This window comes from Pseudomonas xantholysinigenes, assembly GCF_014268885.2.
GTDB lineage: Bacteria > Pseudomonadota > Gammaproteobacteria > Pseudomonadales > Pseudomonadaceae > Aquipseudomonas > Aquipseudomonas xantholysinigenes.
This window is the reverse complement of the sequence record NZ_CP077095.1, coordinates 3146588-3160962: the sequence shown is the minus strand read 5'-3', so window position 1 is coordinate 3160962 and position 14375 is coordinate 3146588. Positions and strand designations below refer to the sequence as shown.

The window sequence follows — 14375 nt, the reverse complement described above, 5'->3', positions numbered from 1 at the left end:
ATATATAAATGCCCAAATCGTTCGCGGCCTTTTTCGTCACTCCTGGTTTTCGGTCGTGCCATGAAAGTATTGCCATAGAGCGGTCTGTGCGGGTGGTTTGGATGTTGTCCAGGCAACACCGATTGAACAGTTTGTCGTGTTTAAAGATGATTTTCGCATCGCCTGATCAATAAATAAGGCTTTTAAATCCTGGCACGACTAGTGCAATACCCCAGCTGTCGATCAGCGAAAGTGTGGGTATTACATGAGGCACTTTATTCAGCGAGCAACATTGGCCAGTCTGTTCTGCCTGACCGCTTGCTCCCCCGCCACGCCAGCGGACACCTCCAGTGGCCTGAAGGGCGAGGCGGTCAGCGAGGCGAGCGGCGTGCTGCGCTATCCCGCCAGCGACTTCGTCGAACAGCGCCCCGGTGTGCGTGGCGGCACCTTGCGCGTTTCCGCCGCCAGTGATGCCGGCAGCTTCGATATCCATGCCTTGTCCAACGGCAATATCCAGTGGCTGGGCCGCATCCTGTTCGACTGCCTGGTGTACCAGGCCGAGGACGGCAGCCTCACGCCGTGGCTGGCGAAAAGCTGGGACATCAGCGCCGATGGCCTGACCTACACCTTCCACCTGCGCGACGACGTCACCTTCAGCGACGGCGAGCGCTTCAATGCCGAGGCGGTGCGGGTCAACCTCGAGCACATGCGCGACCCACGCACCAAATCGCCGCTGACCGCCGCCTACATCGCGCCCTACCTGAGTGGCCGGGTGATCGATGAATACACCTTCGAAGCGACCTTGCGCGCGCCTTATGCACCGTTCCTCGATGTGCTGGCCCAGGCCTGGCTGGGGATGATTTCGCCGCGGCAGATCCTCGAGGCGCCAAAGACCATCGCCAGCCAGCCGATCGGCACCGGGCCGTTCGTGCTCAGCGCCTGGACTCGTGACCAGGGCGCGCGCTTCGAGCGGCGTGAGGGTTATCGCTGGGCGCCCGCGGCGATCAACCACCCCGGCGAGGCTTACTTGGACAGCATCGAACTGAGCTACGTGCCCGAAGCGATGATCCGCTATACCGCGCTGGAGGCCGCCGACAGCGACATGGCCCTGGACGCCCCGGCACAGAACGCTGCGGCGATACGCGCCAACCCGGCGCTGACCCTGCGCAACCGCATCCGCAAGGGCAATCCGTCGCGCAGCATCACCTTCAACGTCGAGCGCCCTCCGTTCGACGATGTACGGGTACGCCAGGCGGTGGCCAAGGCCGTCGACCGCGACGGGCTGGCGTGGGTCTCGGGTTTTGGCGAATACCTGGCCAAGGGCGACTTCCTCGCCGTCAACACCCCGGGCTACGACCCGGTGGCCCGTGATGCGTTGGCCTACGATCCGCTGGCCGCCGGCCGCCTGCTTGATGCAGCAGGCTGGACCGGGCGTGACCGTGAGGGCTTTCGTACCCGTGACGGCCAACGCTTGCGCGCCACCTTGCTGACCTATGACAACCCGGCGTTCCCGGCCAATGTCCCGGTCGCCGCCCAGGCCGACCTGCGCAAGGTCGGCTTTGACCTGCAGATCGAGCTGCTGCCCATCTCCAAGGTCATGGAACTGCGCTATGCCGGCCAGTTCGACGCCTTCGGCGGCGGCTACTGGCATACCAACACGGCCGATGGACTGTTCATTCTCTACCACAGCGACTCGATTCCCTCGGCACGGATGCTGGGCCAGAACGTCGGCCATTTCCGCGACGCCAGCCTCGACCGCCTGCTCGGCGAGGCTCGTCGCAGCACCGATCCGGCGCAACGTCGCGCGCTGTATCGCCAGGCCCAGCAGCGCCTGGGCGAGACCGTGCCGGCGGTGCCCTCGGTGGAAAGCCAGATGCTGGTGGCCTACCGCAACGCGGTGGGAGGCGTGCTGTTCGACGGTTCGCACAACGTTCCCCTGTTCACCAGCGTGTGGCTGGCAAAGGAGCAACCATGAACCTGCTGACGATTTTACTGCGCCGCCTGCGCGACGGCGTGATCGTGCTGTGGGCGGCGGCCAGCCTGACCTTCCTCGGCGTGCAGCACAGTGGTGGCGACACCGCGCTGGCCATCCTCGGCGGCCCGGATGCCATGCCCACCCCAGAAATGCTCGCCCAGGTACGCGCCGAGTACGGCCTCGACCAACCGCTGTGGGTGCAATACGGCCACTACCTGGCGCGCCTGGCCCAGGGCGATCTGGGCGAGTCGTACCGCTTGCGGGTACCGGTGGGCCAGGCCATCGGCGAGCAGGTCGGCGCGACCCTGGCCCTGGCCAGCAGCGCGGCCTTGCTCGCGGTCTTGCTGGCGCTGTGCTCGGCGCTGCTCACCGCCAACCGCGGGCGACGTCTGCGCGCGCTGGTCTCGGGTATCGAACTGGTGCTGTCGTCGGCGCCCAACTTCGTCATCGGCACGCTGCTGTTGCTGGCGTTTGCCTTCCACTTCCACCTGCTGCCGCCGTCCGGCTCGCACGGTTGGCGCTCGCTGGTGCTACCCAGCGTGGCCCTGGCGCTGCCGATCGCGGCGGTGCTGGCCCAGGTGCTGCGCCAGTCCCTGGAGCAGGTGCTCGAGCAGCCCTTCATCACCCAGGCCCGCGCCCGTGGCATGGGCGATACCGCCGTGCACCTGCGCCATGCCCTGCGCCACGCCCTGGTGCCGCTGGTGACCTTGGCCGGGTTCGTGTTCGCCAGCCTGCTCGGCGGCGCGGTGGTGCTGGAGCTGCTGTTCGGCCGCCAGGGCATTGGCCGGCTGATGCTCGACGCCACCACCAACAAGGACGTGCCGCTGGTGCTTGGCGTGACCCTGCTGGCGGCGACCCTCTACGTGCTGGTCAACCTGCTGGTGGACTTGGCGACCCAGGCCATCGACCCGCGCACCGCGCGCCACTGATTTCAGACAAAGGAACCTCCATGAGCCAACTTGCCATTACCGACGCCGAACTGGATGCCCGCTTCGCGCCGATCTACCAACGTATCGCCGAGGGCGCGGTAGCCCGCGAACAGCAACGCAGCCTGGCCCACGAACCCGTGGCCTGGCTGCGCCAAGCCGGTCTCGGCGCGATCCGCGTGCCGCGCAGCCACGGCGGCCTGGGCGCGAGCCTGCCCCAACTGCTGCGCCAACTGGTGCGCCTGGGCCAGGCCGATTCCAACCTGCCGCAGATCTTCCGCGCCCATTTCGGCTTCGTCGAAGGGCGTCTGGCCGCCAACGACGCCGCCTCCCAGGACTACTGGTTCGCCCGGGTGGTGGCCGGCGAGCTGTGGGGCGCGGCGATGGCCGAGCGTACTGACAGCACCGGCAATAGCGTGCAACTGAGTGACGACGGTGATGGCTACCGGCTCGATGGCGAGAAGTATTACTGCACCGGCACGCTGTATGCCGACTGGGTGGCGGCGGTGGCCAACCACGGCGATGAGTTGGTCAGCCTGGCGGTGTCGACCCGGGCGCCCGGGGTGGAGGTGCTCGATGACTGGGACGGCTTCGGTCAGCGTCTGACCGGCAGCGGCACGACGCGCTTCAAGCAGGTCCGCGTGCCGCGCGAGCATGTGCTGCGGCGCTTTGCCAAGGGCGAGCTGCGTGCCGAGTCGTACCTCACTGCCTTCTACCAGGCCGTGCACCTGGCCACCCTGGCGGGCATTGCCCGGGCCGTGCTGGCCGATGCCGTGGCCTTTGTCCAGGGCCGCAGCCGTGCCTTCGGTGTGCCGGGCCAGTCGCGACCGGCCGCCGATCCCCTGGTGCAAGCCGTGGTCGGCAGCCTGTCGAGCCTGGCCTTCGCCGCCGAGGCCCAGGTCGCGGCCGTGGGCCAGGGCCTGCAGCTGGTGTACGAGGCCGGGCAGCAGGGCGCGGTGCCTGAGCAGCTGTACACCGATGCCGAAATCCAGGCGTTCCAGGCGCAGCAGATCGTCCTGCCGCAAGTGCTGGAAGCCAGCACCTTGCTGTTCGAAGTGGGCGGCGCCTCGGCCACCAGCAACAACCGCCGCCTCGATCGCCACTGGCGCAACGCCCGCACCCTGGCCTCGCACAACCCGGCGATCTACCGCGAACAGGCATTGGGCGACTATTACCTCAACGGCATCAGCCCGGCCCAGGCCTGGCGTGCCCGGCATGCCGCGGCCAGCGAAGGGCAGGGCGCGGGCGATGAAGCCAGCGCGGTCTGAACAGGAGAAACTGAATGTCTGACCAACAGATGAGCCTGGGCATGAATATCCTTGGCTTCGGTGCCCACTCCGGTGCCTGGCGCCAGGGCGAGGCAGCCTTGGATGCCTATATCGATGTCGGCTATTACCGCGATATCGCCCGGTTGTCCGAACGTGGTTGCCTGGACGCGATCTTCCTCGCCGATGGCCCGGCGCTGCCGCCGGACGTCGCCAGCCAGCCGGGCGGGCGCCTGGAGCCGACCGTGTTGCTGACCGCGGTGGCCGCAGCCACCGAGCGCATCGGCGTGATCGCCACCTGCTCGAGCACCTACAACGAACCCTTCAACCTGGCCCGGCGCATTGCCTCGCTGGACCATGTCAGCGGCGGGCGCGCGGCCTGGAACGTGGTCACCAATGCCGGCGACGCGGCGGCGCAGAACTTCGGCCTGAGCGGCGCGCCATTGCATGTGGACCGCTATGGCCGCGCCGAGGAATTCGTCGATGTGACCCTCAAACTGTGGGACAGCTGGGAGGACGACGCGATCATCGGCGATCGCGCCGCCGGCCGTTTCGCCGACCCGCGCAAGGTCCACACCCTGGACTTCCAGGGCAAGCACTTTCAGGTCAAGGGGCCGCTGAACCTGCCACGCTCGCCCCAGGGCCGGCCAGTGCTGGTGCAGGCCGGTTCGTCCGAAGGTGGCAAGGCGCTGGGCTCGCGCTACGCCGATGCGATCTTCACCACCCAGACCACCCTGGCCGATGGCCTGGCGTTCTACCGCGAGATGAAAGCCCGGGCCAAGGCCTGGGGGCGCGACCCCCAGCACCTGAAGATCATGCCGGGCCTGTCGACCGTGATCGGCAGCAGCGAGGCCGAGGCCCATGCGCGTTTCGACGCGCTCAATGCCTGGCATGGCGAGCATGGCCTGCTGCAGCAGGTGGCCGGGCGCATCGGTATCGACGCCAGCGAGCTGGACCCGGACGCGCCGTTGCCCTGGGCGCGGATTGGCGCGGTGGCGGAGTTCGAGCGGGGCTCCCATGGCTTTCTCGAGGCGCAGCTGAACCTGGCGCGCCGCGAGAACCTGAGCATTCGCCAACTGTCGCGGCGCATCCTGGTCGGTCATCGCCTGGCCGTGGGCACCCCGGAGCAGGTCGCCGACACCTTGGCCGAGTGGTTCCTGGCGGGCGCCGGGGATGGCTTCAACATCATGCCCGACATGTTTCCCTCCGGGGCGCGGGTGTTCGTCGAGGAGGTGGTGCCGTTGCTGCAGAAGCGCGGGCTGTTCCGGACCGAATACACCGGCACCACCCTGCGCGATCACCTGGGATTGCCGAAGGCGGCGAACCAGTTCGCTGCCCAGCAAGCGCCGCTGCGCGAGCCCTTGTAGGCGCGGCCTCGTGCCGCGAAAGGGCTGCACAGCAGCCCCAGGGCCTCAAGCCCAAACCCCATTCATCAGGAGGCCCCCATGCACTACCGCCCACTCGGCCACACCAACCTCCAGGTCAGCCTGCTCAGCCTTGGCAGCATGACCTGGGGCCACCAGAACACCGAGCAGGATGCCCACCAGCAACTGGATGCCGCTCTCGATGCCGGCATCAACCTGATCGACACCGCCGAGATGTACCCCACGCCCACCCGCGCCGACACCTGGACCACCACCGAGCGCTACATCGGCACCTGGCTGGCCAGCCGCGGCCGGCGTGACAGGCTGGTCCTGGCCAGCAAGATCGCCGGCCCGTCCCGCGAGCCCGGGGCCCAGGCACATATTCGCGATGGCCTGTCGCACCACGACCGCAAGAACATCGTCGCGGCCCTGGACGGCAGCCTGCGCCGGCTGCGCACCGACTACCTGGACCTTTACCAGCTGCACTGGCCCGACCGCAGCAGCAACTTCTTCGGCATCCGCGAATACCCCTACGTCGATGATCACCCGCAAACCGCCGCCATTGAAGAAACCCTGGCGGTGCTCGATGAGCAGGTCAAGGCCGGCAAGGTCCGCCATATCGGCGTGTCCAACGAGACGCCCTGGGGCGTGGCGCAGTTTCTGCGGCACAGCGAACAGCAGCACCTGGCGCGTATCGCCAGCATCCAGAACCCGTACAGCCTGCTCAACCGCCTGTACGAAAACGGCCTGTCGGAGTTCAGCCATCGCGAGGGGGTCAGCCTGCTGGCCTATTCGCCACTGGCCTTCGGCGCGCTGACCGGCAAGTACCTCAATGGGGCCAGGCCGGAGGGGTCGCGGTTGTCGTCGGTGTACCGCAGGTTCAACCGCTATGGCAGCGACGAGGCCAACAGCGCCATTGGCAGCTATGTGCAGATTGCCCGCGAGCATGGGCTGACCCCGGCGCAGCTGGCGTTGGCCTACGTCATTCGCCAGCCGTTCGTGGCCAGCGCGATTACCGGGCAGACCAGCTTGGCGCAGTTGCAGGAAAACCTCAGTGCACTGGATGTGCAGCTCAGTGATGAGGTGCTGGCCGAGATCCAGGCCGTGCACCAGCGCATTCCAAACCCGGCTCCGTAGCCTGCGGCCACAGGGATCTCACTGGCTCCGGGCTGGTGGTGATCCAGTGGGAGCGGGCTTGCCCGCGAAGAGGCCGGAACAGGCAACCCAGAAGGACCGTTATGAACGCGATCATTTCGACACCCACCACCTTGATCAGCAGGCAGGGTTTGCAATTGCGCCCGGGCCTGTTATTGGCCTGGACCACTCTGGGCCTACTGCTGCTGGCAGTTGCCTTCCCCAACTGGCTATCGCCCGTCGACCCCCTGGCCGCCGACGCGCGCCTGGCCTACCAGCCCCCAAGCCCGGCGTTTTGGCTGGGCACCGATGAAAATGGCCGCGATGTCCTCAGCCGCCTGATCCATGGCGCCCGGCCATCGCTGTTCATCGGCCTGGCCGCCACCCTGGTCGGCCTGGGCGCAGGCACGCTGCTGGGGTTGCTCGCCGGTCTCGCACCGGCCTGGCTGGACAACCTGCTGATGCGCGCCGTCGATGTGCTGCTGGCGTTTCCCGACCTGCTGCTGGCGCTGGTGATCATCACCCTGTTCGGCCAGGGCACCAGCAACCTGATCCTGGCCGTGGGCGTCGCCTCGGTGCCGCGCTATGCTCGGCTGGTCCGCGCGCAGACCCTGAGCATCCGCCACGCCGGCTTCGTCGAGGCCGCGGTGACCCTGGGCCGGCGGCCACTGGCAGTGGTTGCCTGGCATGTGCTGCCCAATGCCGTGCAACCGGTGCTGATCCTGGCTTGCCTGGGCCTGGGTGGCGCAATCACCGCCGCCGCGGTGCTCAGCTTCCTTGGTTTCGGCGCGCCGCCACCGGCGCCGGAATGGGGCGCGATGATGGCCGTGGCACGCAACTTCATGGCCAACGCGCCCTGGCTGATGGCCTGGCCCGCGTTGGCGATCACCCTGACCGTCATTGCCATCAGCGTCATTGGCCGTGACTGGCTGCGCCGTAGCGAGGGCAGAAGCCTATGAGCATCTTCGAGAACATCCCGGCACCGCTGGTGGATATCCAGGACCTGCGGGTGAGTTTCCACGGCGTGCCGGTGGTGCATGGCGTCGACCTGCAAGTGCAGGCTGGCCAATGCCTGGCCCTGGTCGGTGAGTCGGGTTCGGGCAAGAGCGTGACCGCCCGGACCCTGGTGGGGCTGACCGGGGCCGGCGCCCAGGTCCGCGCCCGCCACCTGGCGTTTGCCGGCCAGGATTTGCAGGGGCTGTCCGAAGCCGCCTGGCAGCGGCTCAGGGGCGGGCGTATCGGCTTCGTCATGCAGGACGCCCTTGGCTCGCTCGACCCGTTGCGCCGAGTCGGCGCCGAAGTCGAGGAACCACTGCGGCTGCATACCGCATTGGAGGCCGAACAGCGGCGCCAGCGGGTCCTGGCGCTGTTGCGCGAGGTGGGGGTACCCGAGCCCGAGGTTCGCGCGCAACAGTATCCGTGGCAGTTGTCCGGTGGCCTGCGCCAGCGCGCGCTGATCGCCTCGGCGATCGCCTGCCAGCCGCGCCTGTTGATCGCCGACGAGCCGACCACCGCGCTCGACGCCACGGTGCAGGCGCAGATTCTCGACCTGCTGGAGCAGCTGCGCGAGCGCGACAACAGCCTGCTGATGGTCAGCCACGACCTGGCGGTGGTCGCGCGCCTGGCCGACCGGGTGCTAGTGATGCGACATGGCCGAGTGGTGGAGCAGGGCAGTGCCGAACAGATCCTGCAGGACCCGCAGGACCCCTATACCCAACGCCTGCTGAGCGCGGCGCGGGTGGTGCATTTCCAGCGCCCGGCGGCGCCTGTGCTGGCGCTGGTGGAGGACGCGGTGGAGGAACGACCGGTGGTGCTGGAGGCGCAAGGCCTGAGCAAGGCGTTTGTCGGGCCCGATGGCCAACCGCGACCTGTGCTGCACGATGTGTCGCTGCAGCTGCGGGCCGGACAGACCCTGGGCGTGGTGGGCGAGTCCGGGTCCGGCAAGAGCACCCTGGGCCGTATCCTGCTCGGCCTGGAGCGTCCAGAGCAAGGCCAGGTACGCTTGGCCGGGCAAGACTGGCTGGCGCTCTCGGCGGCGCAGCGCCGGCAGGCTCGGCAAGGTATCCAGGTGGTGTTCCAGGATCCACTGGCCTCGTTCGACCCGCGCTACACCGTGCTCAGGGTGCTGGCCGAGGCCCTGGCTCAGGTCGGCGTGCCTCGCGGGTTGCGACGGACCGAGGCGGCCGCGCTGCTGGAGCGGGTGCAGTTGCCGGTGGCCTTGCTCGACCGCCGGCCGCTGGAGTTATCCGGTGGCCAGCGGCAACGCATCGCCATTGCCCGCGCCTTGGCCATGAAGCCCAAGGTGCTGGTGCTGGACGAGCCGGTATCGGCGCTGGATGTGTCGGTGCAGGCGCGGATCCTGGCGTTGCTCGCCGAGCTCAAGGCCGAACTGAACCTGGCCTGCCTGTTCATTTCCCATGACCTTGGCGTGGTCGAGCAGGTCAGTGACCAGGTGCTGGTGATGCAGGGCGGACGGGTGGTGGAGCAAGGCCCGGCGCGCCAGGTGCTGAGCCAGCCGCGGCATGCCTATACCCGGGCGCTGCTGGAGGCGGTACCGCACCTGCCCGCGGCGCGGCCGGCCTGGGCCAGCAGGATCGCAGTATGACCACCAAGCGCGATCCCTGTGGGGGATGCGTTGTCGTACAGGGAACAGTCCCGCTGTGGGAGCAGCCTTGCGTCGCGAAAGGGCTGCGCAGCAGCCCCCTGCAATTTCGAGGGTGGCTCGGAATCTGGGGCCACTGGGCGCCCCTTTTCGACCGCCCCCTTGACCAACCCCAGCGTATTTTCCTTCTCCAGCCAATGGACAGAACATGACCACCTTCCAACGTTTTCCCAACCAACCGCCAGCCCCCGACCTCAATGCGCTAAAGGCGCGCATCTCGGCATTGCTACCCGACATCGGCGCGGGCGCCGCCCAGCGCGAACGTGAACGCCAGCTGCCTCACGAAGCCATCGCCCGACTCGCCGCCGCCGGGCTTTACACCGTGCGCATTCCCAGGCGGTACGGCGGCCCCGGCGGTAGTGTCAGCGATGTGATCGAGCTGCTGCTGCAGATCGCCGCGGTCGATTCCAACATCGCCCAGGCCCTGCGCCCGGGTTTCGCTTTCGTCGAAGGGCTGCTGCTGGCGCAGGGCGAGGGCGCCGAGCAGGAACGCGAACGCTGGTTCGCGCGCTACCTCGACGGCGCGGTGATCGGCAACGCCGGCTGGGAGCTGGGCGGCGCCAACGGTGTCATCGCCGCGCGCCTGGTGCGCGAAGGCCGGCACTATCGCGCCAACGGCAGCAAGTTCTACAGCACCGGCGCGCTGTTTGCCGACTATGTCAGCGCCGTGGCCCTGGACGAGGACGAGCAGCCGGTGTCGTTCGTGCTGCCGCGTGATCGCGAAGGCCTGGAGCTGGTCGACGACTTCGATGCCATGGGCCAGCGCCTCACGGCCAGCGGTACCACCCACTTGCGTAATGTGCGGGTCGAGGCCAGCGAGATCCGCACGCGCACCGTGGAGGAGGGCAAGCGCACCCTTGTCACGCCATTCCTGCAACTGTTCCTCGCCACCGTGCTGGCCGGTATCGCCCGCAATGCGCTGGATGACGCGACGCGATTCGCCCGCGAGCATGCCCGGCCAATCAAGCACAGCACGGCCAGTCGCTCGGTGGATGACCCGTACGTGGCGCTGGCGGTGGGCGATATCGCCGCCCGCGCCTATGGCGCCGAGGCGCTGGTGCTCAAGGCCGCGGCCAGTATCGACCAGGCCTGGGCCGCGCAATTGGCCGAACCTGCGGTGGAACAGGCCGCCATCGAAGTGGCCCAGGCGCAATACCTGGTCGCCGAGTTGGCGCTCAAGGCCGCCGAGACCTTGTTCGAGGTCGGTGGCGCCTCCACCACCGGCCGCCAGCACAACCTCGATCGCCATTGGCGCAACGCCCGTACCGTGGCCAATCACAACCCGCGCCAGTGGAAGGCGGCGGTAGTCGGTGCCTGGCAGCTCAAGGGCACCCGGCCACCTGTCTCGGGGCTGTTTTGACCGCCCAGCCGGCGCCCTTCGCCGGCCAGGCGCAAAGCCCCAAGGTGCCGGTGATCGTTGGTGCGGCGCTGTTCATGGAGTTGGTCGATGGCACGGCTGTTTTGACCGCCTTGCCGCAGATGGCCCGCGACTTCGGCGAGCCCGGGCTGCGCATGAACCTGGTGGTGTCGCTGTACATGCTCGCCCTGGCGTTGTGCGTGCCGCTCAGCGGCTGGGCCGCCGAGCGTTTTCGGCCACGCCGGGTGATGCTCGTGGCCATGGCGCTGTTCACTCTGGCGTCGCTGGCCTGCGCCCTGGCCGGATCGCTCTGGCAACTGTGCCTGGGGCGCATGCTGCAAGGGGCGGCGGGGGCGCTGATGACCCCGGTGGGGCAGGTGATCATCCTGCGTTGGTCGAGCCGACAGCAACTGCTGCAGGCCATGTCTTGGCTGGCCTTGCCAGCGCTGCTCGGGCCCTTGGTCGGGCCCTTGCTGGGCGGGCTGCTGGTGACGGTGTTGTCGTGGCATTGGATCTTCCTGATCAACCTGCCGATCTGCCTGCTGGGCAGCTGGCTGATCCTGCGCCATGTGCCGGATTACCCGGCACGCCCGGTACCGCCACTGGACCTGCGTGGCCTGTTGCTCAGCGGCGGCGCCCTGGCGCTGCTGGTGTTCGGCCTGGAATCGTTGGGCCTGGGCCAACTGCCTTGGCCCTGGGCGCTGGCGCTGGTGGCCGGCGGCGTGGCCTGCGCGTTGGGCTACCTGCTGCATGCCCGCGGCCATCCCGCGCCGTTGCTCGACCTGACGCTGCTGCGCCTGCGCAGCTTTGGCGTGGCCCAGGCTGGTGGTGGGCTGTTTCGCCTGGGCTCCGCCGCGCAGCCCTTCCTGCTGGTGCTGTTGCTGCAGAACTGCCTGGGCATGAGCCCGCTGGCGGCCGGTTGGCTGGTGGTCAGCGGCGGTGTCGGCGCGTTGCTGATGAAACTGTTGGCGGTGCCGCTGGTGCGCCGTTACGGCTATCGCCGGGTGTTGAGCGGCAACGCGGCGTTGAGCGGCCTGGGGATCGCCGCCTGCGCGGCCTTCGACCAGGACACCGCGCTCTGGCTGATGGCGCTGGTGCTGTTCGCTGCGGGCCTGGTGCGTTCGTTGCAGTTTTCTACCTTGGGCGCTGCCAGCTACCAGGACGTGCCCGGTGAGCGCTCGGCGGCGGCCAGTTCGTTGTCGGCGATGTCGGTGCAGTTGACCATGGCCATGGCGGTGAGCCTGGCGGGGGTGCTGCTCAGTGTCCTCGCCGGCCTGGACGGACGCGGTGAAACCTCGGTGGGCGATGTCACCACGGTAATGCTGCTGTGTGCGTTGCTGTGCGGGGCCTCGGGGCTGGTGTTCCGGCGCCTGGCGGGCTGATTACTGCCGGGTTGCGCAGGCACGGATTCAAATCGACAAGCGCACCACCCGGCTATCCAGGGCGGGCGGTACTTCTGCCCGACGCTTGTTCACCACCAGCTCGCCAATGGCGATCAGCCGGGTGCGCGTGACATTGCGTGACAGCCCGAGCAACTGCGCGGTATGCACCTGGTTGTAGTGGCAGAACTGATATGCCGAACGTAGCAGCGCCTGTTCGACCTTTTCGTAGAGATCGCCCGGTTGTTCCTCGTACAGCCGGCTGAAAGCTTGTTGCAGCAGGTCTTCGACGGTGTTGCCGGTGCCGGCGGGCGTGTGCTGGCGTTCCAGGCGCAGGTTGGACAGGCGCAGGTCCTGGGCGTGGATCACGCCAGCGGCGCAGGTCAGCAGGCTGTGGTGGATCACGTTCTCCAGTTCGCGGATATTGCCCGCCCAAGCGTAGTCGACCAGCTTGGCCTGGGCGCCAGCGCTGAGCTCCACGGCGCCATAGCCCAGGCGCTCGCTGTAGCTACGAATGAAATGCCGGGCCAGTGGCAGGATGTCGCCGGGGCGATCGCGCAGCGGGTGCAGGCGCAGGCTCACCACATTCAGCCGGTAGTAGAGGTCCTCGCGGAAGTGCCCGGCGTTGATGGCTTTCTCCAGTTGCACGTTGGTCGCCGCCAGCACTCGCACATTGATCGGCAGGCTTTTGCGCGAGCCCAGGCGTACCACCTCGCGCTCTTGCAGTACGCGTAGCAGCTTGACCTGGATGGGCAGCGGCAGGTCGCCGATCTCGTCGAGGAACAGCGTGCCGCCGTTGGCCTCCTCGAACCAGCCGGCCTTGGCCGCCAGGGCGCCGGTGAAGGCGCCTTTTTCATGGCCGAACAGCTCGGCCTCGACCAGCGACTCAGAGAACGCGCCGCAATTGACCGCGACGAACGGGCCGTTGCGCCGGCCGCTGAGGTTGTGGATGTGGCGCGCGACCAGCTCCTTGCCTGTGCCGGTCTCGCCGATGATCAGCACGCTGGCTTCGCTGGGCGCGACCTGCTGCAGGTGGGCGAGCAGTGCCTGCGACCTGGGGTCTTCGAAGACCTGAGCGGTGGCCCTGATCGAGGTGGCCAATGACGGCGACGGGGGGAGGGTCAGCAGTTGCATGGGCAGTCCTTAGGAGTAGAAAGAGGGGACGGGACGCTTGCCGCCGAGGGCCCATTCGCCGAGTTCATGGATGCGGTAGTCCACCGGGTCGTGCAGGGTTTGCGTCCTCAGGTTGCGCCAGTGGCGGTCGAAGCGCAGCGAGGCATGGGTGGCGCGGGCGCCGGTCACCTCGAACAGGCGGTTACAGATATCCAGGCCGTGACGGGTGGCCGCGACCTTGGCGGTGCCGATGGCCAGGGCCAGGTCGCCGCGCGCCTCGGCACCCAGGGCATGCTCATGGGCCCAGGCGGCGTCCAACTGCTCGAGGGCGTGCTCGATCAACAGGCGCACGCTCTCCAGGCCGACCCAGAACTCGCCATAGTGGCGCAGCACATAAGGGTCCTCGGCGCTGCTGGCGGCGTTGGAGCGGAACCATGGCCGGCTTTCCTTGAGCGTGTATTGGCGGGCTTCGTCGAAGGCGCCCTCGGCGATGCCGAGGAACAGGTTGGCGAAGTGCAACTGGGCGATCAGCGGGCGCAGGGCGGCGAATGGCGTGCTCAGCGGGCCAGGGTCGAGCAGCAACTCGTCGTGTTCGACCCGGACCCGTTCGAAGCTGGCGCTGCCGCTGTCGGTCTGGCGCTGGCCGATGTTGCGCCAGTCGTCGTGCAGGGTGATGCCGGTGCGTCCGCTGGGGATGGCGGCGATCAGCAGCTTGCCGCCGGCGCGCTCATCCACTGCCGAGGCGATCAGCATTTCCGAGTCGCTGGCACCGGAGCAGAAGCTTTTCTTGCCGGAGAACTCGCACCAGCCGTCGAAATGCTTGACCAGGGTGCGGGTGTCCAGCGGGTTGAGGGCGTTGCCCCAGAACCATTGTTTGCGGGCGGTCTGCTCGAACCAGGGTTGCCACTGTTCGGGGCGGGAGAACAGGCGCACGGTGGCCAGCATCAGGTGGTGAAAGCCGAACACATGGGCGATGGAACTGTCGACGCGGGCGAAGGTGCGCACCACTTCGAAGGTGTCGCGCCAGCTGGCGCCCTGGCCACCCTGGGCCTGGGGAATGGCCAACGACAGCAGGCCGCTGGCGCGCAAGGCGTCGCGCTCGGCCTTGGGGGTGCCGCCGCGTTCGTCGCGTTCCACGGCGCTGGCGGCGAACTGCCCGGCCAGTTCACGGGCAACGACCAGTGGCGGGCGTCGGGTTGGGGTCACAGGTGCGTTCATGAT

The 14375-nt window shown here is 67.9% G+C and carries 11 protein-coding genes; 9 read left to right on the top strand and 2 right to left on the bottom strand.

From position 1 onward, the window contains the following. Positions 1 to 244: 244 nt before the first annotated feature. From HU772_RS13935 to HU772_RS13895, 9 genes are all read left to right on the top strand, one after another. Positions 245 to 1954, top strand: a complete 1710-nt coding sequence (locus tag HU772_RS13935) for an ABC transporter substrate-binding protein (RefSeq protein WP_186654909.1) — start codon at positions 245 to 247, stop codon at positions 1952 to 1954. After that, positions 1951 to 2883, top strand: a complete 933-nt coding sequence (locus HU772_RS13930; RefSeq protein WP_186654911.1) for an ABC transporter permease — start codon at positions 1951 to 1953, stop codon at positions 2881 to 2883. The genes HU772_RS13935 and HU772_RS13930 overlap by 4 nt, the downstream gene beginning before the upstream one ends. Positions 2884 to 2903: 20 nt before the next feature. Continuing rightward, a complete protein-coding gene (locus tag HU772_RS13925) occupies positions 2904 to 4148 on the top strand; it encodes an acyl-CoA dehydrogenase family protein (protein ID WP_186654926.1) in 1245 nt (414 codons plus the stop codon). 14 nt (positions 4149 to 4162) lie between these two features. After that, positions 4163 to 5512: an LLM class flavin-dependent oxidoreductase gene (locus HU772_RS13920; RefSeq protein WP_186654933.1), complete on the top strand. Its 1350-nt coding sequence runs from the start codon at positions 4163 to 4165 to the stop codon at positions 5510 to 5512. Positions 5513 to 5590: 78 nt separating this feature from the next. Beyond that, on the top strand, positions 5591 to 6646 hold the full coding sequence (locus HU772_RS13915; protein ID WP_186654939.1) for an NADP(H)-dependent aldo-keto reductase: 1056 nt from the start codon (positions 5591 to 5593) through the stop codon (positions 6644 to 6646). A 101-nt stretch (positions 6647 to 6747) separates the two neighbouring features. Next, positions 6748 to 7602: an ABC transporter permease gene (locus tag HU772_RS13910; protein ID WP_186654945.1), complete on the top strand. Its 855-nt coding sequence runs from the start codon at positions 6748 to 6750 to the stop codon at positions 7600 to 7602. Continuing rightward, positions 7599 to 9248 carry a dipeptide ABC transporter ATP-binding protein gene (locus HU772_RS13905; protein WP_186654949.1) on the top strand — a complete coding sequence of 550 codons (1650 nt, stop codon included), beginning with the start codon at positions 7599 to 7601 and terminating at the stop codon, positions 9246 to 9248. Before HU772_RS13910 ends, HU772_RS13905 begins: the two co-directional genes overlap by 4 nt. A gap of 205 nt (positions 9249 to 9453) precedes the next feature. Further along, positions 9454 to 10665: an acyl-CoA dehydrogenase family protein gene (locus HU772_RS13900; RefSeq protein ID WP_186654955.1), complete on the top strand. Its 1212-nt coding sequence runs from the start codon at positions 9454 to 9456 to the stop codon at positions 10663 to 10665. Then, positions 10662 to 12044 (top strand): MFS transporter, encoded by a 1383-nt coding sequence (locus HU772_RS13895; protein WP_225923021.1) that lies wholly within the window; start codon positions 10662 to 10664, stop codon positions 12042 to 12044. The genes HU772_RS13900 and HU772_RS13895 overlap by 4 nt, the downstream gene beginning before the upstream one ends. Before the next feature lie 27 nt (positions 12045 to 12071). Here the strand turns inward: HU772_RS13895 and HU772_RS13890 are convergent, their stop codons facing one another. Both HU772_RS13890 and HU772_RS13885 read right to left on the bottom strand, forming a co-directional pair. Continuing rightward, positions 12072 to 13175, bottom strand: coding sequence for a sigma-54 interaction domain-containing protein (locus tag HU772_RS13890; RefSeq protein ID WP_186654963.1), 1104 nt, complete (start codon positions 13173 to 13175; stop codon positions 12072 to 12074). Positions 13176 to 13184: 9 nt separating this feature from the next. Then, positions 13185 to 14372, bottom strand: coding sequence for an acyl-CoA dehydrogenase family protein (locus tag HU772_RS13885; protein WP_186654968.1), 1188 nt, complete (start codon positions 14370 to 14372; stop codon positions 13185 to 13187). Between the last annotated feature and the right edge of the window lie 3 nt (positions 14373 to 14375).

Excerpts from the sequence above, each read along its gene's own strand:
- HU772_RS13935 (WP_186654909.1), top strand. The coding sequence starts at position 245 with ATGAGGCACTTTATTCAGCGAGCAACATTGGCCAGTCTGTTCTGCCTG.
- HU772_RS13930 (WP_186654911.1), top strand. The coding sequence starts at position 1,951 with ATGAACCTGCTGACGATTTTACTGCGCCGCCTGCGCGACGGCGTGATC.
- HU772_RS13925 (WP_186654926.1), top strand. The coding sequence starts at position 2,904 with ATGAGCCAACTTGCCATTACCGACGCCGAACTGGATGCCCGCTTCGCG.
- HU772_RS13920 (WP_186654933.1), top strand. The coding sequence starts at position 4,163 with ATGTCTGACCAACAGATGAGCCTGGGCATGAATATCCTTGGCTTCGGT.
- HU772_RS13915 (WP_186654939.1), top strand. The coding sequence starts at position 5,591 with ATGCACTACCGCCCACTCGGCCACACCAACCTCCAGGTCAGCCTGCTC.
- HU772_RS13910 (WP_186654945.1), top strand. The coding sequence starts at position 6,748 with ATGAACGCGATCATTTCGACACCCACCACCTTGATCAGCAGGCAGGGT.
- HU772_RS13905 (WP_186654949.1), top strand. The coding sequence starts at position 7,599 with ATGAGCATCTTCGAGAACATCCCGGCACCGCTGGTGGATATCCAGGAC.
- HU772_RS13900 (WP_186654955.1), top strand. The coding sequence starts at position 9,454 with ATGACCACCTTCCAACGTTTTCCCAACCAACCGCCAGCCCCCGACCTC.
- HU772_RS13890 (WP_186654963.1), bottom strand. The coding sequence starts at position 13,175 with ATGCAACTGCTGACCCTCCCCCCGTCGCCGTCATTGGCCACCTCGATC.
- HU772_RS13885 (WP_186654968.1), bottom strand. The coding sequence starts at position 14,372 with ATGAACGCACCTGTGACCCCAACCCGACGCCCGCCACTGGTCGTTGCC.